Source organism: Paraburkholderia sp. GAS333 (assembly GCF_050435665.1).
In the GTDB taxonomy this organism is placed as follows: domain Bacteria; phylum Pseudomonadota; class Gammaproteobacteria; order Burkholderiales; family Burkholderiaceae; genus Paraburkholderia; species Paraburkholderia fungorum_A.
Genome location: NZ_JBNDKS010000001.1, coordinates 1,342,782 through 1,364,783, shown reverse-complemented (window position 1 = coordinate 1,364,783; position 22,002 = coordinate 1,342,782). Strand labels below are relative to the sequence as shown.

Below are 22,002 nucleotides of genomic sequence, written 5' to 3'. Positions count from 1 at the left end.
CAAGGAAGCCGAATGAGCCTCAGCAACGAGACCCTCGCGAGCCTGGTGCGCCCGGACAGCGTGCATAAACGCGTCTACACCGACCCGCAGATTTTCGAGCTTGAAATGCAGCGTATTTATGGTCAGGCGTGGATCTACGTCGGCCATGAAAGCCAGGTGAAAAATCCCGGCGACTATCACACCACGCTCCTCGGCGATCAGGACGTCGTCATGGTGCGCGCGGGCGACGGACAGATTCACGTCGTCTACAACCGCTGTCCGCACAAAGGTGCGAAAGTCGTCGCCGACGGCGACGGCTCGACCGGCAAGTTCTTTCGCTGCCCGTATCACGCGTGGACCTTCAGGCTCGACGGCGCGCACCTGTCGGCGCCGCTGAAAAACGGCCTGCAAAACACCTGCTTCGATCCGAAGCACCCGGATTTTTCGATGCGCAAAGTGGCGCGCGTCGGCGTGTATCGCGGCTTCGTGTTCGCGAGCCAGTCGAAAGAAGGACCGGAGCTGGCCGAGTTCCTGAACGGCGTCGCGTCGTCGATCGACAACCTGTGCGACCGCTCGCCGGTCGGCGAAGTCGAAGTGGCGGGCGGTGTGTTCCGCGTGCTGCAACGCTCGAACTGGAAGGTGTTTTACGAGAATCTGCACGACACGATGCATGCGCCGGTCACGCACGAATCGTCGGTGGTGTCCGCGCGTTCGCAGGCCGAGGCGCAAGGCTCACTGCCCTTCGAACTGTTGATCATGGAAGGCAACGGCGAGCCGTACGAGTTCTGGGAAAAGCTCGAACTGCGCGCGTATGAAAACGGCCACGGCTACATGGAAGGCATTTTCGATCCGGCCGCCGCCGAACGCGATCCGGTCTCGAGCGCGCATTTCGCGGCGCTGACGGAAGCGTATGGCGAAACCCGCGCACGCGACATTCTCGGCATGAACCGGCATAACACGGTGATCTACGGCAGCGGATCGCCGCATACGGTGTTCCAGCAGTTTCGCGTGATCCGTCCACTCGCCGTGGACCGGACCCTGGTCGAAATCCAGATATTCAAACTCAAGGGCGCGCCCGACTCGGTATTCGAACGCGCAATGACCTACGCGAACGTGATCAATTCGCCGTCGTCGAACGTGATGCCCGACGACGTCGAAGTGTATGCGCGTTGCCAGCAGGGCAACCAGACCAACGGCGGCGACTGGATCAGCATGCACCGCTATGCGGGCACCGATCGCGCGGTGGAGAACGGCATGGTGTCGATCAACGGCACCAGCGAGTTGCCCATGCGCAATCAGTTTGTCGCGTGGAAGCGCTTCATGCTCAACGAGATCGCCGGAAACCAGGGAGCCGCATGATGTTGTTCGACACGACTTTCGACCTCTCTACCCAGGTTGCAAATCCAGTTCGCGTGACTGATACGTTGCGCGTTGATGTCGAGCAGTTTCTGTTTCGCGAAGCGCGTTTGCTCGACACGCGCGCCTTCGACGCGTGGCTCGATCTCTGGACCGCCGACGGTATGTACTGGATGCCGCATGATCCAGAGCAGACCAATGCACGCGACCACATTTCGCTGTTCTGGGAAGACGCGACATTGCGCGAAGTACGCGTGCGCCGCATCACGAATCCGCGCAACTGGTCGCAACAACCGGTCACGCGCACCGCTCGCGTGATCGGCAACGTGATGATCGACGGCACCGATGAAGCCGGCCGGCTGATCGTCCATTCCACGTTCAGTCTGACCGAATGGCGCAACGGCCAGCGTCAGCTCGCCGGACTCACGACGCACAAGCTCGTCGCCCAGGACAACGGCGGCTGGCAGATCTACCTGAAGCGCGTGGACCTGATCAATGCCGCCGACGCCTTCGCGAATCTGGAAGTGTTCGTCTGATGACGGCGATTTCCACGCCCCCGTTGCAGCGCACCGCCGTGCTCGCGCTGCACTATCAGAACGACGTGCTGCATCCGGACGGCAAGATTCGCGTCGGCCTCGCGGCGGCGGACCCGGCGCGCGAACGTGTCATCGATGCGGCGAAAAAGCTGCTCGACGGCGCGCGACGCATGCACCTGCCGCTGATTCACGTGCGCATCGCATTTCGTCCGGACTATGCCGACCTCGTGCAGAACTGCTGGATTTTCCGCAAGACCGCGGAACTCGGCGCGGTGCAGGAAGGCACATGGGGCGCGTCGTTTTACGACGGACTCGGCCCCGATGAAACCCGCGCGAACGAGTTCGTGATCCGGCATCGGCGCACCAGCGCTTTTATCGGCACGCCGCTCGAACAGTTGCTGCTGAAACTCGGCGTGCGTCATCTGATCGTGGCGGGCGTGGCGACGCATTCGGTCGTCGAAATGACGGTGCGTCATGCCGTCGATCTCGGCTATGAAGCAACGGTCGCCGCCGATGCGTGCGCGGCGGCCGATACGCGAACTCACGAAGCGTCGCTCGACAGCATGCGTCTGCTGGCGGAAATCGGCAGCGTCGACACGGCGCTCGCGCAACAGGAGAACCACGCATGAACGCGCCCGCTTCCACCCGATTGCATGGCCGGCTGGCCGGTAAAGTCGCGATTGTCAGCGGCAGCACGCAAGGGCTCGGCGCCGACATCGCGCGCGGGCTCGTCGCGGCGGGCGCCTCGGTGACGATCCTCGGACTCGACGCACCCACGGGCCGGGCCGTCGCCGATTCGCTCGGCGACGCCGCCTGTTTCGTCGACACCGATATCACCGACGACGCGCAGATCGACCGCGCAATCGACGTGACGTTGCGCCGTTTCGGACGGCTCGACTTTCTGATCAATAACGCGTGCACGTATGCCGATTCCGGCCTCGCGTCGACGCGCGAGCAATGGACGCATCTGCTGAATGTGAACCTGGTGTCCGCCGCGATCTTCGCGCAGAAGGCCGCGCCGCATCTGTCGCGCGGCGGCGTGATCGTCAATCTGGGCAGCACCGGCGGCAAGTTCGGCGCGGCGGGGCGCGCGTTGTATCCGGCGTCGAAAGCGGCGTTGCAGCAGTTCACGCGCAATCTCGCGGTGACGCTCGCGCCCGACGGCATTCGGGCGGTCACGGTGTCGCCCGCATGGACCTGGTCGCCGTCGCTCGAACAACTCGCGCAAGGCTCGATCGATACCGCCGACAAGGTCGGCGAGGCACTGCATCCACTCGGGCGCGTCGGGCGTGGACACGAAATCGCGCAGGTGGTCGCATTCCTCTGCTCGGCCGACGCGTCGTGGATTACCGGCGTCGATATTCCGGTCGACGGTGGTTTTTCGATTCTCGGACCCGACCAGGGCGTGTCGCCGCGCGACTGGTTCGCGCGTCTTCAGCCTGCCGATTGACACGGCATCACACACACGTTTCGTCCCATTCAGAAAGAACGTCCCCGAAGGAGACACCCATGTCGCAGCAGATCAAGATCACGTCGAACGGCTCGCAGTTCGATGCCTGGCTCGCGTTGCCGGATACGGGCAGCGGTCCGGTCATCGTGCTGTTGCAGGAGATTTTCGGCATCAATGCCGAGATGCGCGAAGTCGCGGACCTGTACGCGAGCGAAGGCTATGTCGTGCTCGCGCCGGATCTGTTCCACCAGTTCGAGCCGAACATCGAACTTGGCTATAGCGAAGCCGATCACGCGAAAGCATTCGATTACTACAAGCGCTTCGACGTTGCGCGCGCCATTGGCGATATTCGCGCGACGGTGCAATTTGCGCGCTCGATGCCGGAATCGACCGGTGCGGTGGGCGCGCTCGGCTTCTGCCTCGGCGGCAAGCTTGCGTATCTGGCGGCGGCGCAATGCGGTGTCGATTGCGCGGTCGGCTATTACGGCGTCGGCATTCAGGATGCACTCGATCTCGCGGCAGAGATCACCTGTCCGCTCGCGTTGCACTTCGGCGAAACCGATCCGATGAATCCGCCTGCGGCCGTTGCGGCAATCAAGGCGGCGCTCGGCGACAAGCCGAACGTCAAACTCCACGTCTATCCCGAAGCCGGCCACGCGTTCAACCGTAGCGGCCCGACCTTCGTCAAGAGCGCCGCGATGCCCGCGCATACGCGCAGTCTCGACGTATTCCGCAAGACGTTGGGGCCGGACTACGACCTGAGCGCGATCGCCGATCATCACTTCTACCTCGAATTCGCCGCGCGCGATCCCGAAGCGACGATGCAGACGATGGTGCCGCAACCGTACGTCAACCACGTGCCGACGATGACCGGTGGCACCGGCTATACCGAACTCAAGCGCTTTTACGCGAACCATTTCATCCACAACAATCCCGCCGACACGAAGATGGTGCCGATCTCGCGCGTGGTCGGCGTGGACCGGATGGTCGACGAATTCATTCTGTGTTTCACGCACGATCGCGAAATCGACTGGCTGTTGCCCGGCGTCGCGCCGACCGGCCGCTACGTCGAAATTCCGATGCTCGTGGTGGTCGGCTTTCGCGGACCGAAGCTCTACAACGAGCACATCTACTGGGATCAGGCGAGCGTGCTCGTGCAGATCGGGCTGCTCGATCCCGCTGGATTGCCGGTGTCCGGCGCCGAAGCGGCGCGCAAGCTGATGAACGAAAAACTGCCGTCGAACACGCTGATGGCGCGCTGGAAAGACAGCGCGCCGGTCGAATAGATCCGGGGCTTGCGCGCCGCCCTCTTTCAGCTCTTCCGCACGTCAACCGCTGTTTCCTCTCTGGAGCCGCATCATCATGACAACCGATACCGCCGCGCGCGTGATCCGCGAAGGCAAACTGTTTATCGACGGGCAATGGGTCGCCGGGTCCGACGGCCAGACGCGGCCCGACTACAACCCGGCAACCGGTGAGCAGTTTGCAAACGTGCATCAGGCGACCCGCGCCGACGCAATGCGCGCGGTCGATGCCGCGCATCGGGCGAAAGACATGTGGGCGAACATGGTCGTGTCGAAGCGCGCGGATATTCTGCTGGCCTGCGCCGATGCGCTGGCCGCCATGGCCGACGACGTGCGCGACGTGCTGATCGAAGAGTCCGGTTCGACCTATCCGAAAGCGATGTTCGAAGTGATGAGCGGCATCGACCTGCTGCGCAGCGCGGCGGGCGATGCACGGCATGTGTTCGGCGAGACGCTGCCGCATAGCATGCAGGGACAACTCGGCTTCACGCTGCGCCGTCCGCTTGGCGTGATCGCCGGAATCGCGCCATTCAACGCACCGTTCTGGCTGGCGATGAAAAAGGTCGTGCTCGCGCTCGCGGCGGGCAATACGTTCGTGCTGAAGCCATCTGAAGAAACGCCGGTGACGGGCCTGAAAATCGCCGAACTGTTCGAGCGCGGCGGCTTGCCGCCCGGCGTGCTGAACGTGGTGCCCGGTCCCGCCGATGAAGTCGGCGACGTGCTGCTCACCGATCCGCGCGTGCGGATGCTGACGTTCACGGGTTCGACGCGTGTGGGCCGACACCTGGCGGTCGAAGCGGCGAAGCAGATGAAAAAGGTCACGCTGGAACTGGGCGGCAAGAATCCACTGATCGTGTTGCGCGACGCCGACCTCGACTACGCAGTGCGCGCCGCCTGCTTCGGCATCTTCTTTCATCAGGGCCAGGTGTGCATGGCGAATTCGCGGATCGTTGTCGAAGCACCGGTGTACGACGCGTTCGCGGAAGCCTTCGTCGCGCGGGCGAAGACGTATCAGGTCGGTGATCCGCGCGATCCAAAGACCGTCATCGGACCGCTGATCCGCCGCTCGCAATGTGGCGTGATCGACGCGCAGGTGGAAGACGCCGTGTCGAAAGGCGCGCGCCTGCTGATGGGCGGCACGCATCGCGAGAACTTCTACGATCCCACCGTTCTCGCCGATGTCACGTCCGCGATGACGATCTACGACGACGAGAGTTTCGGCCCGGTCACCTCGCTGATTCGCGTGGCCGATTCCGAGGAAGCGTTGCACGTCGCCAACGATACGTCGTACGGATTGTCGGCGGGCGTGATCACCAACGATCTGCAGAAAGCGTTCGATCTTGCGTTGCGGATCGAAGCCGGCATGGTTCATCTCAACGACACGACGGTGTCCGATGAACCGCATGTGCCGTTTGGCGGCACGAAAATGAGCGGCAGCGGCCGTGAAGGCGGCCGTTATTCGATGGAGGAAATGACCGAGCTGAAGTGGGTCACGGTGCAGATGGGGCAGCGGGTGTTTCCGTTTTGAGGGTTTGTCTCGTTCTGATTCTGACGTGAACTGAAGATAACGATCTGTTGTCGGGGTGCGGGTATGCCGCCGCACCCTTTTTTATCGGCCTCTCCTCGCCTGAAGACCAGAACGCTGCGGAGCAGCGTTTTCGGTGAATACGATCGGCCTGACGGTTAGTTGCATTTCAATCGTTATCTGAAACTGCGTGCTGGTCCTGTCCACGACACCATAATCGACGCCCTCCACGATAGTGGAATTTATGTCACGCACTGGTGCGATGAAACGTGACGGTGCATCGCTGCACAAAAACGCGCCCTCGAAGTCTTTCGAACCGCACCGCATCCCTCATCCACCGCCCGTCCTCGCCGCGTCCCAAACGCAGCAACCCCGTCTTTTTTCTCCTCCGCGAGAAGCTGACAAATCCCCCGCCAACCCCATTCGTACGGCTTTCACCCTCCCTCATCACCTTCCTTTTCGCCGGGAACATAACCACGGCCCCTCTCAAATGGCATGGACGTTGCTCTACTTTAAGAGAATCGCCTCTACCATCGTTACAGGGAGCCACCATGAGTCAAGTCACGGCAGACGCGCCGCCGGCAGTCGCAACACCCGCGTCGCAGCATCTCCATCACGAGCGACGGCGCGTGCTGATCGCCAGCGTGATCGGATCGATCTTCGAGTGGTACGACTTCGTCGTGTACGCGATTGCCTCCGCGCTGGTCTTCAACAAGTTGTTCTTTCCAGCGGCCAATCCGCTGGTCGGCACGATCGCGGCATTCGGCACCTATGCGGTCGGCTATGTCGCGCGACCGCTGGGCGGCATCGTGTTCGGCCACTTCGGCGACCGGCTCGGGCGCAAGGCGATGCTGTCGTTGACGCTCGCGATCATGGGCGTCGGCACGTTTCTGATCGGCTGTCTGCCGACGTATGCGCAGATCGGCCTGTGGGCGCCCGCGCTGCTGATCGTGCTGCGCTTCACGCAGGGTCTCGGGATCGGCGGCGAATGGGGCGGCTCGATCCTGATGGCCGTCGAACACGCGCCGCCGAATCGGCGCGGACTGTTCGGCAGTCTGGTGCAACTCGGCTATCCGGTCGGCGTGATCGTCTCCACCGGCGTGTTTTCGATGATGGCGTGGCTGCCGCAAGCGGACTTCCTGTCGTGGGGCTGGCGTCTGCCCTTTCTGATCAGCATCCTGTTCGCGGTGGCGGGAATCGTGATCCGCCTGCGTGTCGCCGAAAGCCCCGCGTTCGAACGCGTCGCCCAACCGGAAAAGCTCGCCAAGGTGCCGTTCTTCGAGATTCTCGCCAACCACCGCCGGACCTTCCTGGTGGCGGTCGGCCTGAAAATTTCGGAGATCGCGTGGGTTAGCGTCGCGACCATCGTGACCATCAGCTACGTGACAGTTCATCTGAGCCTGCCGAAGAGCGTGATTCTGAACGGCCTGCTCTTGGCGGCCGCGCTCGAACTCGTGACGATTCCGTTGTTCGGCTGGCTATCCGATCTATACGGACGACGCACCATGTTCTTCACCGGCTGCGTATTTTCGATCGTGTTCGCGTTTCCGCTGTTCCATCTGCTCGATAGCCGCGATCCCACCACGATTGCACTGACCATCGCGATCGCAGTCAGCCTCGGACAAGGGATCATGTTCGGCCCGGAAGCAGCATGGGTGTCGGAACTGTTCCCGACGCGTCTGCGCTACAGCGGCGCATCGCTCGGCTTCCAGCTAGGCGGCGCGATATCCGGCGGATTGACGCCGCTCGTCGCTACGTTGCTGATGAACTGGGCGGGCGGCGCGACGTGGCCGGTATCGATCCTGCTGATCGGCACGGCGTGCATCACGTTGCTCGCTGCGTGGCACGCGCCTGAAACCGCGCATGAGCCGTTGCGGAACTGAGTGGCCGCGCCTTTCTGATCTACGTTGGAACCGTATCCGGCCACGAGTTCTCGCGTGTGCCGGATACCGCTCCTTGCATCGCCGAGACGCTTCAGCTACGAACCGGATTGATGATGATCAGATACTTGCAGACGCTGCGTCCGGTGTTTTCGAAACGATGCGGCGCGTCGGCGCGGTAGTACAGCGAATCCGTCGCATTGAGCACGGTGCGGGTATCGCCGATCGTCACAATAAGCGAGCCCGACAACACGTACACATACTCCTCGACCGGCAACGTATGCGCGACCAGCGGCCCCGTATCCGCTTTCGACGGCATTTCCGCCATCACGAAATCGAGGCCGCGGCCTGGCAGGATCGGCGAAAGGACGCGCCGCGAGAAACCCGTATCGGGATCGACCAGCACCGTTTGCTGGTCGTGCCGCATCACGACGACATCGTGCTGACGCACTTCCTGACCGAGCAGGCGAGCGACCGTCGTGTCGAGTGCATCGACGAGTTTGGAGAGAATCGACGTTGACGGTGAAGACTGAGCGCGTTCGATCTTCGAGATCATCGCGCGGCTGACGCCCGACGCGCTGGCCAGATCGTCGAGCGACATGCTTTTGAGCTTGCGCTGACGGCGCAATTCGTCGCCGAGCGCGGCATTGGTCGCGTGAGTTGCGGGGGTCGCTGCTGCGGCGCTGTCTGCCGCAACCGGAGCATTGTCGTGGTCGACGGGGACAGTATCGTCCTGCGCCGTCTGACTGGTTGAACTGGCAGGATGCCGCGCGCCGGTTTTGCTTTTTATCACAGTCGAATTCGCGTTCGTTTGAATCCCGTGATTTTATAGCGTTACGCGCGCGCGGCATTGAATCACATCATGAGACTACGCCATGACCTCACGCCGCGAGGCAATCCGGGTGATTGCGTTGAGCACGCCGCGCGTAGTACGCGAAGGTCACCATGTCGCGTTTGATCGTGGAGACCCAGTCGTGCGCTTCGACCGCCAGCATCTGAGGCAAGGGCTTGATGGTGCCCGCCGCCATGGCCAGCAATTGCAGGCGCGCCGCCCGTTCCATCAACAGCGCGAGCATGCACGCTTCCTCGATGGTTTTACCGACCACCAGTTGACCGTGATGCGCGAGCAGGATCGCGCGTTTGTCGCCGAGCGCCGCCGAAATGATCTCGCCTTCTTCGTTGCCGACCGGCACGCCAGGCCATTTTTCGAGGAACGCGCAATCGTCGAACAGCGGACTGGTGTCCATATGCGACACCGCGAGCGGCACTTCGAGCATCGACAAGGCCGAGATGTACGGCGGATGCGTATGGATGATGCAGTTGATCTCGGGCCGCGCCCGGTAGATCCACGTATGAAAACGGTTAGCAGGGTTCGGAATGCCCTCGCCGGACACCACCTGCAAGTCTTCGTCCACCTTGATCAGGTTGGACGGCGCAATCTCGTCGAAGCCGAGGCCGAGCCGCTGCGTGTAGAACGTGCCCGCTTCGGCGCGGGAGGTGATCTGCCCGGCAAGACCCGAATCATGACCGCCGTCGAACAGAATGCGACAGGTCAGCGCCAGTTTTTCGGACACACTCCAGTTGCCTTCGCGCACGTCGGCGTCGAGCCTGCGCTCGGCCAGTTCGATCAGGTCCTTTTTGGACATCTCAAGCGTTTCTGCCATGACATCGACCCCTTTATGAAATCCACCTAAAGTAGAATTAGCTCTACTTTAGGAGATAAATAAAGCGGTGTAAAGCAGCGCTCACCCCTTGTGGAGCGATCCGTAGTGTTGCGCTGTCCGGGAGCGCGAGCGCAGCAGCAGATAGAAGGCGGCGCCGTGCGTCAGCATCAGCAGCGGCACGTAGATGATCACGATCGCGTACATCGCGCCCAACTCTCCCGCGCGCGCCGGCAGATCGGCCTGGATCGCGTGGTAGTAGTCGAGCATGAGTTCGCCTGCGCCGACCACATTGAACGCGACGACGAACAGCCAGAAGATGCGCGGCATCCGTGCGGTGAGGAGCGCCAGCAGCGCCAGAACGCCGGTTGCGAAATCGCCGTATGCGGCGGGCCCGGCGAAACTGCCCGGCAGATGCGCGCCGACCACGCCCGGCAGAACGAATACCAGCCCGAAGAACCGGAAGCTGTGCAAAGTGGCGATGGCGCGATGCGCTTCGAACGGATCCATCGATTTGAGCCTGGGCCAGATGTACGTGCGCAGGCAGAGCAGCCACGCGAGGTATCCCAGAACGAGATGCGATAGAAAGATAAGTTCGGGTGGCATGCTGGCTCCTGTCGCGGGATAGGTGCGGTGCATCGGGGGGCAGTTGGCGAGGTGTCGGATACATCAGGCTGATCCGGCACATCGGTTGGGCGTCCCGGTTGGGCGTATCACGCACATCCATCGCTCACCGCAAGTTTTTTCCGTGAGTTTCCTCACCGGTCTTAACGGCCTTGCGAGCCTGCCTGGCGCGACTCACCGGCTACAGGCATAGGTGTACCATGGCCTCTCGCGACCGACTATTCATCACAATGTTGACGGGCTATGAAGCAGAACTTCACAGTCAGGCAAGGCGCGCTCGACGGCGTGGAAGTGTTCCTGAGCGTGGCCCGGCATCGCAGCTTCCGGCAAGCCGCCGCGGAACTCGGTGTGACGCCGTCGGCGGTCAGTCAGACGGTGCGTGTCCTCGAAGCGCGCATCGGCGCCACGCTCTTCATACGGACCACACGCAGCGTCGGCCTGACCGAAGCGGGCGAACGGTTTCTGGCGCACGCAAAACCGGCGTTCGACGAGCTGGTCGCCGCCAGCGAGGTGGCGCGCGGATTCGGTCAGCGGCCCACCGGCCTGTTGCGTCTTTCGGTGCCGCGTGCGGTGGTGCCGATCCTGCTGGAACCGCTGATCGCCTCGTTTTGCGCCGCTTATCCCGAAGTCGAAGTGGAGATCGCCGCCAGCAAGGAACTGATCGATCTTGCCGCGCAAGGATTCGACGCCGGAATCCGGCTCGGCCAGTTCGTCGACGCCGATATGGTCGCGATCCCGTTGACGCCGCCGCTTCGTCTGATCGTCGTGGGCAGTCCGGCTTATCTGGCGGCGCGCGGTCTGCCGACCCACACCGACGAACTTCGCCAGCACGCGTGCCTGCGATGGCGGCGATCCGGCGGTGCGCTCGCGCTATGGTCGTTCAACGACCAGGGCCGCACGATCGAGATCGCCGTAGCGGGCCCGCTGATCGCCAATGACTTTCCCACGATGCTCGGTGCGGCGATCGAAGGCATGGGTCTCGCCCAACTACCCGAACCGCTGGCCGCCGAAGGATTGCGGGCGGGGAAACTGGTGCAGGTGCTGGAACCGTTCGCGCCCGTGATTCCGGGGGTGTTTCTCTACTATCCGGACCGGCGGCAGATGATGCCGAAGCTGCGCGCATTCATCGATCATGTGAAAAGCCGAGCGGCGGCTGACGGCAAGGCCGCCGATACGCAATGAGCCAACTCGCCGCGCCGTCGCCCTGAACACGGCGAGCGGCGCGGCGCATCTCCGCATTCCCGCGTTACTTCACGTTGAACGAATAGTCGCCATGCGTGCGATGCCCGTCCGACGCAACCGCCACCCAGTGCACCTGATAACGGCCCGCTGCCAGCGTCGGCAAGGGCACCGTGATCAACGCCGCCTCGTGATCATCGACTGAGGATTTCGCGGTGTTCACCTGCTTGCCGCTGGCATCGGTGACGGTCAGCGAACTGAAGGCCGGTTCCAGCGGTCCATCGAACATCACGCGAACCTGAGCGGGCGACGTGACCGTCGAGCCCGCACCGGGCTCCTGCTTCTGCGGAAACACATGCGCGCAGGCAGCACCCGCCAGCGCGAGTCCCGCCAGCAGCGTCGTCAGTTTCGCGATGCCACGCAAACCGGCATCGTTCGAAAAATGCTTCGTTTTCATCGTCTCTCTCCTCGTTCACTGGAATAGCGGTTTGCCGATCGTCGTCGGCGCGATGTCGTCGAGGAAGATATGCGCCTGCACCAGGATGCCCACGTGCGACCCGCTCGCGCGATTGACCGGAATCTGTGCCTCGACCCCGAACTGCCCGTAACGGTTTATCCAGATAAAGCCGGGATTGACCGTGCCGGTGGTCTGCCCCTGGCTTCTCGACAACGGAATTTCGACCAGCGGAATCAGGCTCGCGAGCGGCTGCGGCAACCCGACGTCGTGCACATGCTGCTGCAGATACGGCAGGCTGTACTGCACCGTCACGCCGTAGTTGAACGCGTTCGGCTGACCTGCGCCGGTGGTGAGCGCCGGACCGGCCTCGGCGGTGATCGCGACCGGCCGCAGGTACGCGAGCGAATCCGGCAGATCGCCCATGCCCTTGCCGGCATAGACAGTCGGCGAAATCGTCGAGAAATTATCGGCAATCGCACGGCTGCCAGTGCCGCCGAGTTCGGCATCCACGCCAATCGACGTCATGAATTCGTGCGCATCGTTGACATACAGCAGGTACTTCAGCCCGACGCCGAAGTTGTCGAATCCGCGCGCCCGCGGATTGTTCTGCATCGCATAAGTGCCGTCGACGGATACCGCGAGGCGCGGCGTGATCAGCTTGTCGTATTCGACGTCGAAGGTGTTGATGCTCTGATCGCCGTCGTCGCCGGGTACACGCTGATGGCCGTACTCGAAGTTGGCTTCGTCGCCGACACCGGGGTCGTCGACGGACATCGTCGACGGAAAGACGCGGTCGCCCGCAATCGCGTGCGCATTCGCCAGCGACGGCGCGCATAGCGCGATACCGGCCGCAACGAGCGATGCCGCGCGCAGCGTGCGAGCGCAGCGGACTGATTGTTTCTGCATGGTTCATCCTGTTTCATGGGTCGTGACAACGCCGGCGCGCACGCCCGAACGGACGTGCGGCGGCAGCCGCGCTGCGCATGGGCGCAACGGGCGACGAGGACTCGAATCAGGCGATGAACGGAGGTGCGCGAGGCTGCGCGAAGGTAAGCGGTTCGACGCGGCGGACGCTCTTGAAGCGTGTTGCGACGACGTGCTGGCGAGTGCGCACGGCGGCGACGAAGAGCGTCTCGACGCCGGGCATGACCGGCAGGTGAGCGAGCAGGCTGCAATAGCCGCAGGCGTCGCCATCGGACATTTGCGTGTGTTTGGTGGTGGAGTCGCTGGTTGGGGTGGAGGCTTGAGGGGCGTCGTCGGTGGCGTCGCGCATGGACGACATCGAGCCCATCTGCGGCATGGCGTGCATCGATTGCATGGAATCCATCGACACCATGTCGCAATGCTCATCCGCCATCGCCCCTCGCTCTGCGCGAGCGGCGAGCGTTTGCGAAATCGTCGGAGCGAGCGTGGCCATCAGGATCGCGAGCAATCCCAGCCAACTGCCAATGTTCCGATAAAAACGACTCAAGATGCGCCCGGCAAGACGATTAGAAGCGGATTAAAGCCGATTAGAAGCTGTCGCGGATTATGCCACGGTCAATAGAGCAAACTGCCGACGGCAAAGCCGCCCCGGACGATGGACAATGCATCATTCAGGCCCCGGCACGGAGTGCCCATGAAAGCGCAGCGCCCGCATCCCCCGCACTTTCCCGGCGACCACCATGCCGAATGGCGCGACCATACGATGCCTTACGTCATCGTCGCCGTGCTGATCCTGCTGGCGATCACGCTGGTCATCTGGGTGGTCGATCCGGCGCCGCCCAAAACCATCACGATCAGCGCAGGTCCGCGCGACAGTTCGTTCTTCGTCGCCGCCAGTCAGTACAAGAAGATTCTCGCGCGCAACGGCGTGAAGCTGAACGTGCTGGAATCGGACGGCTCGGTGCAGAATCTGCAACGTCTGCTGGACCCGAAACAGCGTGTCGATCTTGCGCTCGTGCAAGGCGGCGTCGCTGACGGAATCGATACGTCGTCGCTGATGTCGCTCGGCAGCGTGTTCTATATCCCCGTGGTGGTGTTTTATCGCGGCGCAGGGCTGACGCAGCTTTCACAACTGGAAGGCAAAAGAATCGCGATAGGCCGCGAAGGCAGCGGCACGCGCCTGCTCGCGCTCAAGTTGCTGGAGGCGAACGGCATCGGGCCGGGCGGCAGCACCGTGCTGGTGCCAACCGATGGTTTGCAGGCCGCCACGCAACTGGTGTCGGCCGAGGTCGACGCGGCGATTCTGAATGGCGACTCGGCAACCCGCCCGCTCATGTTGCGGCTGCTCAAGGTGCCCGGCGTTTCCGTGATGAATTTCGAAGAAGCGAGTGCGTACGCGCGCCTGTTCCCCTACCTTGCGGACATCAGCCTGCCGGCCGGCGTGCTGGATCTGAAGTACAGGATTCCGCCTGAAACGGTGCATCTGATCAGCCCGACTGCCGAACTCGTCGCGCGGACCAACCTGCACCCGGCGATTTCCGATCTGCTGATCGAAGCCGCGCAGGAAGTGCACGGCATGCCGGGCCTGTTGCAGCATGCGGGGGAATTTCCGAATCCGGTGGCGCGCGAATATCAGATCAGCGAGGATGCACAGCGTTATTACAGGACCGGTAAAAGTTTTCTGTACCGGACGCTGCCGTTCTGGCTGGCGAGTATCGGCGACCGCACGCTGGTTCTGCTGCTGCCGATGGCGGTGCTGCTGTTTCCGACCATGCGCCTGATTCCGGCGCTCTACCGGTGGCGGGTGCGTTCGCGCATCTATCGATATTACGGATCGCTGATTGCGATCGAACGCGGCGCGCTGGCCGATCCGAGCGACGATGAACGCAAGCACTTATTCGCGGAACTGGATCAGATCGAAGCGTCGCTGAACCGGCTGCGTATGCCATTGGCATATGCCGATGCGTTTTACGTGCTGCGCGAGCATGTGGGTTTTGTGCGCGGCCGGTTGACGGCCGCGGCGCAGGTGAGCCATCCCTAGGCGGGATGGCGTGCACTTTATGCTTCGGGTTGTGCCGACGGAGTGTCGGTGGAGCTTGCCGGCGCGGCAGTTTCGTTGCTGACCGGTGCTTCCGTCGAAGCGGCTTGCGGCTTGTTGCCGGTGGCCTCGGTAGCTTCGGCTGGTGCGGCGCCTGCTTCCGCAGATGCCGCTTCCGTCGGAGCAACCGCCGTCCCGTCAGCCGGTGCCGCCGCATCGGCCGTACCAGCCGCTGCGGCCTTCGCAGCGCTCCGGTTCGCGCGATGCGCCTGCAGACGCTGCGCGCCCGCGGCTTCCTGCGCGGTGACCTGCCCCGCTTCAGCGCCCGTCAGATCGACGCGTGCTGCGCCTTCGACTAGGCACTTCCAGTAGCGGCTGCCACGGCACCACGTCTTGATCGCGTCGCGCAACTCGGCTTCGCTCAGCGACAGGTCTTTCGCGTGCACGACGAGGTCTTCGAAGATACCGACCTTCAGCGGCAACTTGGGCGCCGGATTCTTCGGGAACGCAACCGGGAACCGCTTTTGCAGTCGCCCAATCGATTTGACCACCGGATCGACCGGTTTGGCATCCACAGCTGGCTTTGCGTCGACGGCAGCCGGGTTCGCGTCGCGACGCGGATGCGCCGGCTTGCGCGCGGGCCTCGCGTCGGGCCGGGCACCCGGCTTGGAACCGGGCTTGAAACCCGCCTTCGCGCCGGGCTTGGAAGCCGGGTTAGAAGCGGCATTGGAGGCATGCTTCGAAGCGGGCTTGGCACCGGATTTGGCGGCAGGCTCAGCTTCGGCACGTGCCGCAGCCAGTTGCTTCTTCAGTTCAGCGAGTTGTTCGAAACCCATAGCGCACAGTCGATTGAGAAAGACGAGATTGTAGCAGCGTGCGCAAACGCGCTTGTGACAACGCTGCGAGGCAGATTCGGCATGACGCCGCGATGTAGCTGGAAGAGTAGGATTTTTACCGCGTTTTTGCAGGTTTTGTCGTTTGAATCGCGGGCGAAATAGATGCGGTGGGGCTGTGGGATGCTGCTGTGCGCCGGCACCTGAAAGCCACTTCCGCCAATATTCGCAAATTCCGAATTTTTATCACGTTCTGGTGGATGCCGCCGCTGCCGCTTCGGCCTCTTGCGCCTTCAGCCCCGTCACCGTGACGCACAAACCCGGCCGCCCCACGTTATTGCGCAGCGAAAGATCCAGTTGATGCCGCCCCGCAATCCGCGAAACGATGGCAAGGCCGAGGCCGCTGCCCTCGCCCTGCGCGTTCTCGCCGCGATAAAACCGGTCGAACACGCGCTCGAGTTCGGCCTCGGGGATGCCCGTCCCGGTATCGACGACCGCCAGCCCCACGCGCCCGCCGTCCGCACGCCGGACGATCACGTCGACACGCCCGCCGTGAGGCGTATGGCGAATCGCGTTGTTGACCAGATTCGCCAGCAGAACGTTCATGCCGTGCGGCTCGGCCAGCACGGTGTAAGCGTCGTCGTCCGTTTGAGCGTGCTCGCATTCGAGACCGAGGTCGATCCCCTTCGCCTCCGCCAGCAGCGAAAAATCGCCGACCACCTGCTCGCCGATCCGTCGCAGGCTAACCGGTTTCATCGACGTGACCAGGTGCGCGTCCTCGCGCGCCAGCGTCAATAACTGCTGTACCAGGTGGATGATCCGGTTGACCCGCCCTTCGACGCGTTCGAGCGCCTGCCCCTCGCCCTTCAACGACCCATCGCGCGATGCCGCCTGGAGTTGCAGCTTCAGCGCGGCGAGTGGCGAACGCAGTTCGTGCGCGGCATCCGCGATAAACGTGCGCTGCGCCTGCGACGCCGTATGCAAGCGCTGCAACAGATCGTTGAGCGCCTCGACCAGCGGCTTGATCTCGACCGGCACGGTGCCGTCCAGACGCAACGGCTCGAGTGAATCGATCGAACGCGTGGTCAGTGCGCGCGACAGCCCGCCGATCGGCCCCAAACCGCGCGCGACCACCAGCAGCACCAGTACGATCGTCACCGGCACCAGCAACGCGAGCGGCCATAGCGTGTGCAGCGCCAGTTGCAGCGCGAGATCCTCGCGCACGGAGACCGGCTGCGCGACCTGCACATAGCGGCCCTTCTGCTCGACCCCGAAAATGCGCCAGTGATAGCGGCCGCGCTCCACCGTGCTGAAACCGGCCGGTTGACGCGAGATTGCCGGTTCGCGCGTCGAGTGATAAATCAGCTCGCCGTCGCCGCCCCAGATCTGGATGACGATGCGGTCGTCGGCGAGATCGCCGAGATCGGGATCGCGATGCTCGCCGTTGCCGACGCCCGCGAGGTTCGACGGTAACGACAGCGCGACCGTGCGCAATTCATAGTCGAACAGCTCGCTGGCCTCCTGCCGCGCCGTGTGAAAGATGCCGTATCCAGCCATGCCCGACGCCGCCGCCATGCCGAAAATCAGCCAGCCCAGCAGCCAGCGGCGAATCGACGTCATCCGCACCTCTTCAGGCGATAGCCCACGCCGCGCACCGTCACGACCTGCTCCGCGCCGATCTTGCGGCGCAGACTGTGCACGTGCACTTCAATCGTGTTGCTGCCGACTTCCTCGCCCCAACCGTACAGTTTTTCTTCGAGTTCGGCCTTCGTGAAGACTCGCGTGGGCTGTTCGATCAACGCATGCAGCAGTGCGAATTCGCGCGGCACGAGCGGCAACGCCGCGCCGTTCAGCGTGACTTCGTGCGCGGCGGGATCGAGCGTCAGTTCGCCGTGCGCATAGACCGGCTGCTTCTGGCCGGTGCGCCGCCGCGACAGCGCGCGCACACGCGCGGCCAGTTCGTCGAGATCGAACGGCTTGATCAGATAGTCGTCGGCGCCGGCGTCGAGACCGCGAATCCGGTCGTCCACCGCATCGCGCGCGGTCAGGATGATGACCGGCGCGTCGCCGCCGTTCTTCCGGTAGGCATTGAGCACGTCGATACCGTCTTTCTTCGGCAGACCGAGGTCGAGCAGGACGAGGTCGTACACGCCGTTTCCCAGCGACAACTCGGCTGCGCGACCGTCTTCGGCCCAGTCGATCGCATAGCCGGCGCGGCGCATCGCGCCTAACACCGTCTCTGCAATCATGTCGTCGTCTTCTACCAGTAGCAGACGCATGGCCTTCTCCTCTGTCCAGTTTTGGCCCGCATTGTCGTGGTTGGGAGCTTAACGGTTCCTTAAGATCAGCGGCAAATCATGACAGATTGGGGGTGCGGTTGATGCCGGCATCGATATTGTGATGCCTATCGCGATGGCCGCGTCGCGCGCTGCTGCGGGCTAGTGACAATCCGTCAGCGGCCAGGAACTGCGAAGGTAGTTATGTTCGAGGATGACGACGGGCAACGTCAATGTCATCGTAAGGCCCAGCCTTCTCTATAAACGAAGGAAGGAGGCGCTCGGGGCATCCCTGCTGCCGTGGATGGGACACGGCAATGTCAGGGCGAAGTACACCATCTCGTGGCGCAGTGACTCGTGGATAAGTCTCACCTACTCGGTTGGTTGCAAACGGCGAGGCAGGATTGTGCTGTTCGAACACTCCCTCAGCATGCTCGACGCATGATGCTCCCTGAAAGGGATCCCACGTCCCAATTGACATACAAGGGACGCCGAGAGCAGCCATTCGAAATGGTGCATCATTGAAACACTCCTCAACGATAACTGACGAAAACCGATCAATGCTTCCCGACGACATCAACGCTGGATGCGCCGAACTGTTCGACATCTGGTGCGAGCGTCGCGTCGTGCGTCCTTTGCGCCACTTGCTGCGGACGTGGCCGCTAACGAGCGGCTTGACAGACGACTGGGGTGACTTGCACGAAGCACTACGAGCATTACGCTCCGACTGTCGAGCAGCGATTTCCGAAGCGGAACAGGTAACGGTCAATGACCTGATCCAGGCTATCGCCGTAAACTTCTTTCAGCGATGAGCGACTGCGATAAGCCAATGAAATGTGATTGCCATGATCAGCCGGCAATCCGCAGGATTGACGGGGTCGTGCCGAAACTGTTTCCCGGCTTCCGACTCGTAGATACCGCGCACTGGAGAGCGCTTGTTCGATGCCCGATGTGCGGGCAACTATGGGCTGTTGACGAATGGGACAAGTATCAGATTCAGTTTGCGGTAAAGGTCGAAGATGCGAAAGGTTGGAATGCTTCAGACGAGGCGCTGCGCAAGGAGTATCTTGTTCAGTCACGCGGGGAGAATGCGACCGCAAAATGCATGTGGAATGGCTGCGAGAAGAACCAGTTGAACGGTAGCGCATACTGCGTTGACCATCTTTACGCCACCGGCGCAAGAACTTGATCAAGTCGCACACCAGTACCGAATCGACCAGAGAGTCGGAAAACGGAAACTGGCTGTTGTTGGTCAACAGGCGTGCTGCACTTTCGAGGTCAGCTAATCGCTAACACCTGGCTGCAACCATAGCTCCGATCCTGGTATCCATGTAATGCTCCAGCCAGTTCCTCGGCCCGCCGAGATAGGCATATTCGAGGTTCGGGTAATCGGCCACGTACTTCCGGCTCAGCGGATTTTTTAGCCATGCATTCACATTTGGCATTGGCCAACCGCTAGTGACCTCAACCATAACGTTACCGACCGAAAGCTCAGCGTCGAGAACCTGACGAAGAGGGCCGGTGAGACGAGGCAAGACAACAGAGAGGTCGTAGCCATGGATCATGGGCGTCCGTAGGCTTAGTAGGTGAGCCAAGGTTTCATTGTCAACGATCTACGTAGCTTCGTCGAATGACCGGAGCTCGCCAAACTGATTCCGATTATTACCCGAACAACTCTCCTCCAACTCGTTAATTGCACGGCCGACATAGATCGAACCACAAGGGTCGGTCGACCTGGTGTAAAGCGGCAAGTCTAGTAAGTTCACGCCGTTATCTACAGCGATGCAGTACAAGGATCGACACTGAACGACGAAAGAAAGGCCACCACGCGGCGGCCTTTCCTCAAGAGAAAATTGTCGCTCGCATTCAGTCAATCATGCAACTCGACGTTGCAACGGCCGATACCCCTATATCAAGATAGACGCCACTCACCACGTGGGAGACTAGGGCAGCAACAGTCCCTAAAATTTCCCAATAGTGAGAAATCGTTCGATGACAAAGTGTGATAACCAACGTTGTCCAATCTGTTACCCGAACTGGAAAGAGGAAGAAGCTGCCGCAAAAAAGCGCGCAGAAGATGACCACCAGGACTGCATCAACTGTTGGCGCTTCTATCAGAAAAAAGCGGAAGCCATCGTTTCTGCCGGCGATCCGATCGCCCGTAACCGACGAATCAATGCGGCCTATGCGCGATTGTGGTTAGATGACCGCCGCTTCCAGTGGGCAGGACTGGCTGCATTCGCATCCAAACAAGTCGGATGCGGCCTGCTTAACGCCGCGGAGTTCATTAGCAAGTCAAATCGCGAACGCAACGCGTATCAGCAATGGGAAAAACAGAGCTCCCTGCTTGAACGGATGGCACCCTACGGATCCCCGCGCATGCCCATTCCCGATCAGGCCAACGGCGCTGGCGCCGGGAATGTTTATCAAATGCTTGCCAAGGGCAACACCGCGCTCTTCCTGGACATCTGGCCACTGCACATGTTCTTTAAGGAGTTCGGTTTGCAGCGGTTCAAGCGCTGTCTGCAGGAGCGTCGGGAACTGAACGGATCGGTCGCATGGCCGCTCGCTGATAGCGTTCCGTTTGGGGTTACCAAAACGCAAGTTGTACAGGGGTTTGAAGCGATTGATGCTGGCGCTATCACTAAAAGTGTCGAATTACTCGCGTGGCATGAACAGATCAACATTTTGCAACCGGCCATGTACGACGATCAGAACTTCGCTCTATTGATGCGGGCCAATCAGTTCGCATGGGCGCTGAACATTCCGACCGGATCGGCGCGCGAAATCCAGCTAACGCTCGCCAACCAGTGCACCGTAACAGGCGCTAGTGCAAGATATGAAACGTTCAGCAAGGAGCCTTTGGCCAATCTTGCGGACGGCCGCCAGCGGATGGCGTTTGTTTTACGCGCTGCGCTGCGGTTCGATCAGCTCTTGAAGGACCCGATTCAGCGGCATTTTGTGGAGAATTCCCTGTTCCTTATCGCGCACGGAGACGCCTGATGCAGATCACAAAACTTAATCGGCGTCGGCGCCTTGCTTGCGCAGGGTTTGTACTCACCGCCCTGTTGGCTATTTACGCGATAGCGCGTCCATCGGATGAATTAGTGCTTGCGATTGGAGAGCCGTATGAACAGGTAAGGCTTCAGTCTCCGTCGGTCTTGCCGGCTATCGAGCCCGATGCAAACTGGGGTGGCTTGGCAAGCCGCCCTGCCAGATTGCGTTTCGTCGATCCCCAATACGGTTTTGTCACTCCCGCAGCGAAATTCCTGGCGGTACATTACGACAGCAAGGGGAATGTCGACTCCGTTACGCTATCCCCGCAAGTGGCGACATTGCTCCTTGATGATGCGATGCAAGTCCTAACGGATTTGCAGGACCAGCTTCGACGCGGAGGGTGGAAGCCATTTCGAGAAGCACGAAGCCAGCCTATAGAAGACACGCCCGCGAGACGCGCAGAAATTCAAACGTGCGTGGCACCTACGAGCTATTGGCAAGCCGGAATCAAATACCAACTCTCGCTAAATATTCGCTGCTTTCGCAGCGAACAGCATCCGGACGATGAGCGTTACCTGATCACGTTGGACCTGGGGCCGCCCGTATTTGAAGACTCAGTTGTCCCTTGAGCGGTTGATAGCGTTTCGGTCGCCTCATGGGCTTACGCTAAAACAGTCCTGCAGGATCAGCCGCTCGCTCTCGACTGTAGATAATCAACGCCTATCGCTGCGCCATCCAATCCGCCCCTCCAACCATGTAGTCAATATCGGTCACCTCATTCTGGAACGCCTCGAAAATCGCTCGCATCGTTGCGATGATCATTCACGCCCAAAATCGCCCTTCCCTTGATCCGGCTCCGAGAGGTACCGGCTAGTACGCGCCGGAGAACTCACGTTCATAAAACTTGGCACGCGCGCATCGGCAATTACAGAGGACAGTCTGTCCCACTTTGTCGCCACCCATACGAGGATCTTGGGAAATGG

The 22,002-nt window shown here is 61.6% G+C and carries 22 protein-coding genes and 1 pseudogene; 14 read left to right on the top strand and 9 right to left on the bottom strand.

Features of this window, described 5'->3' with window-relative positions; translation table 11 throughout:
* Positions 1-12: 12 nt before the first annotated feature.
* The 7 genes from ABH945_RS06145 (at position 13) to ABH945_RS06115 (ending at position 8,033) form a co-directional block, all read left to right on the top strand.
* Positions 13-1,338 (top strand): aromatic ring-hydroxylating dioxygenase subunit alpha, encoded by a 1,326-nt coding sequence (locus ABH945_RS06145; RefSeq protein ID WP_429250010.1) that lies wholly within the window; start codon positions 13-15, stop codon positions 1,336-1,338.
* Positions 1,338-1,871, top strand: a complete 534-nt coding sequence (locus tag ABH945_RS06140) for an aromatic-ring-hydroxylating dioxygenase subunit beta (protein WP_429250374.1) — start codon at positions 1,338-1,340, stop codon at positions 1,869-1,871. Before ABH945_RS06145 ends, ABH945_RS06140 begins: the two co-directional genes overlap by 1 nt.
* Entirely contained in the window at positions 1,871-2,500 is a 630-nt protein-coding gene (locus tag ABH945_RS06135) for a cysteine hydrolase family protein (protein WP_429250009.1), read from the top strand. The genes ABH945_RS06140 and ABH945_RS06135 overlap by 1 nt, the downstream gene beginning before the upstream one ends.
* On the top strand, positions 2,497-3,321 hold the full coding sequence (locus ABH945_RS06130) for an SDR family oxidoreductase (protein ID WP_429250008.1): 825 nt from the start codon (positions 2,497-2,499) through the stop codon (positions 3,319-3,321). The genes ABH945_RS06135 and ABH945_RS06130 overlap by 4 nt, the downstream gene beginning before the upstream one ends.
* 59 nt (positions 3,322-3,380) lie before the next feature.
* Entirely contained in the window at positions 3,381-4,607 is a 1,227-nt protein-coding gene (locus ABH945_RS06125; RefSeq protein ID WP_074764080.1) for a dienelactone hydrolase family protein, read from the top strand.
* A 76-nt stretch (positions 4,608-4,683) separates the two neighbouring features.
* Positions 4,684-6,153: an aldehyde dehydrogenase family protein gene (locus tag ABH945_RS06120; RefSeq protein ID WP_429250007.1), complete on the top strand. Its 1,470-nt coding sequence runs from the start codon at positions 4,684-4,686 to the stop codon at positions 6,151-6,153.
* A gap of 548 nt (positions 6,154-6,701) precedes the next feature.
* A complete protein-coding gene (locus ABH945_RS06115; protein ID WP_429250006.1) occupies positions 6,702-8,033 on the top strand; it encodes an MFS transporter in 1,332 nt (443 codons plus the stop codon).
* A 91-nt stretch (positions 8,034-8,124) separates the two neighbouring features.
* On the opposite strand, the gene ABH945_RS06110 is transcribed toward ABH945_RS06115, so the two are convergent.
* The 3 genes from ABH945_RS06110 to ABH945_RS06100 form a co-directional block, all read right to left on the bottom strand.
* On the bottom strand, positions 8,125-8,823 hold the full coding sequence (locus ABH945_RS06110; protein ID WP_429250005.1) for a helix-turn-helix domain-containing protein: 699 nt from the start codon (positions 8,821-8,823) through the stop codon (positions 8,125-8,127).
* A gap of 88 nt (positions 8,824-8,911) precedes the next feature.
* Positions 8,912-9,694: an aldolase gene (locus tag ABH945_RS06105; RefSeq protein WP_074764082.1), complete on the bottom strand. Its 783-nt coding sequence runs from the start codon at positions 9,692-9,694 to the stop codon at positions 8,912-8,914.
* 81 nt (positions 9,695-9,775) lie between these two features.
* The gene (locus ABH945_RS06100) at positions 9,776-10,297 is read right to left on the bottom strand and encodes a hypothetical protein (protein WP_074766429.1); all 522 of its coding nucleotides are present in this window, start codon (positions 10,295-10,297) and stop codon (positions 9,776-9,778) included.
* A gap of 261 nt (positions 10,298-10,558) precedes the next feature.
* Between ABH945_RS06100 and ABH945_RS06095 the strand changes: the two genes are divergently transcribed.
* Complete coding sequence (locus ABH945_RS06095) at positions 10,559-11,497, top strand: LysR family transcriptional regulator (protein WP_429250004.1); 939 nt, start codon at positions 10,559-10,561, stop codon at positions 11,495-11,497.
* A 64-nt stretch (positions 11,498-11,561) separates the two neighbouring features.
* On the opposite strand, the gene ABH945_RS06090 is transcribed toward ABH945_RS06095, so the two are convergent.
* From ABH945_RS06090 to ABH945_RS06080, 3 genes are all read right to left on the bottom strand, one after another.
* Complete coding sequence (locus tag ABH945_RS06090; RefSeq protein ID WP_074764084.1) at positions 11,562-11,951, bottom strand: copper resistance CopC family protein; 390 nt, start codon at positions 11,949-11,951, stop codon at positions 11,562-11,564.
* A gap of 15 nt (positions 11,952-11,966) precedes the next feature.
* Positions 11,967-12,857: a hypothetical protein gene (locus tag ABH945_RS06085; RefSeq protein WP_429250003.1), complete on the bottom strand. Its 891-nt coding sequence runs from the start codon at positions 12,855-12,857 to the stop codon at positions 11,967-11,969.
* 106 nt (positions 12,858-12,963) lie between these two features.
* On the bottom strand, positions 12,964-13,368 hold the full coding sequence (locus tag ABH945_RS06080; protein WP_429250002.1) for a DUF2946 domain-containing protein: 405 nt from the start codon (positions 13,366-13,368) through the stop codon (positions 12,964-12,966).
* Positions 13,369-13,569: 201 nt separating this feature from the next.
* On the opposite strand from ABH945_RS06080, the gene ABH945_RS06075 reads away from it, so the two are divergent.
* Positions 13,570-14,916 (top strand): TAXI family TRAP transporter solute-binding subunit, encoded by a 1,347-nt coding sequence (locus tag ABH945_RS06075; protein WP_429250001.1) that lies wholly within the window; start codon positions 13,570-13,572, stop codon positions 14,914-14,916.
* A 17-nt stretch (positions 14,917-14,933) separates the two neighbouring features.
* Here ABH945_RS06075 and ABH945_RS06070 read toward each other — a convergent pair whose 3' ends face one another.
* The 3 genes from ABH945_RS06070 to ABH945_RS06060 all read right to left on the bottom strand — a co-directional run bounded on the left by ABH945_RS06070 (position 14,934) and on the right by ABH945_RS06060 (position 18,025).
* A complete protein-coding gene (locus ABH945_RS06070; RefSeq protein WP_429250000.1) occupies positions 14,934-15,749 on the bottom strand; it encodes a ProQ/FinO family protein in 816 nt (271 codons plus the stop codon).
* A 243-nt stretch (positions 15,750-15,992) separates the two neighbouring features.
* The gene (locus ABH945_RS06065) at positions 15,993-17,366 is read right to left on the bottom strand and encodes an ATP-binding protein (protein WP_429249999.1); all 1,374 of its coding nucleotides are present in this window, start codon (positions 17,364-17,366) and stop codon (positions 15,993-15,995) included.
* Positions 17,363-18,025, bottom strand: coding sequence for a response regulator (locus ABH945_RS06060; protein ID WP_074764090.1), 663 nt, complete (start codon positions 18,023-18,025; stop codon positions 17,363-17,365). Before ABH945_RS06060 ends, ABH945_RS06065 begins: the two co-directional genes overlap by 4 nt.
* Positions 18,026-18,111: 86 nt before the next feature.
* Here ABH945_RS06060 and ABH945_RS06055 point away from each other — a divergent pair.
* From ABH945_RS06055 to ABH945_RS06035, 5 genes and pseudogenes are all read left to right on the top strand, one after another.
* A pseudogene (locus tag ABH945_RS06055) lies at positions 18,112-18,376 on the top strand (hypothetical protein); the annotation flags it as partial.
* Between the two features lie 206 nt (positions 18,377-18,582).
* Complete coding sequence (locus ABH945_RS06050) at positions 18,583-18,834, top strand: hypothetical protein (protein WP_429249998.1); 252 nt, start codon at positions 18,583-18,585, stop codon at positions 18,832-18,834.
* 68 nt (positions 18,835-18,902) lie between these two features.
* Entirely contained in the window at positions 18,903-19,211 is a 309-nt protein-coding gene (locus ABH945_RS06045) for a hypothetical protein (protein WP_429249997.1), read from the top strand.
* A gap of 803 nt (positions 19,212-20,014) precedes the next feature.
* Positions 20,015-21,025 (top strand): DUF2515 family protein, encoded by a 1,011-nt coding sequence (locus ABH945_RS06040; RefSeq protein ID WP_429249996.1) that lies wholly within the window; start codon positions 20,015-20,017, stop codon positions 21,023-21,025.
* The gene (locus ABH945_RS06035; RefSeq protein ID WP_429249995.1) at positions 21,025-21,648 is read left to right on the top strand and encodes a flagellar biosynthesis sigma factor; all 624 of its coding nucleotides are present in this window, start codon (positions 21,025-21,027) and stop codon (positions 21,646-21,648) included. Before ABH945_RS06040 ends, ABH945_RS06035 begins: the two co-directional genes overlap by 1 nt.
* Positions 21,649-22,002 lie beyond the last annotated feature (354 nt).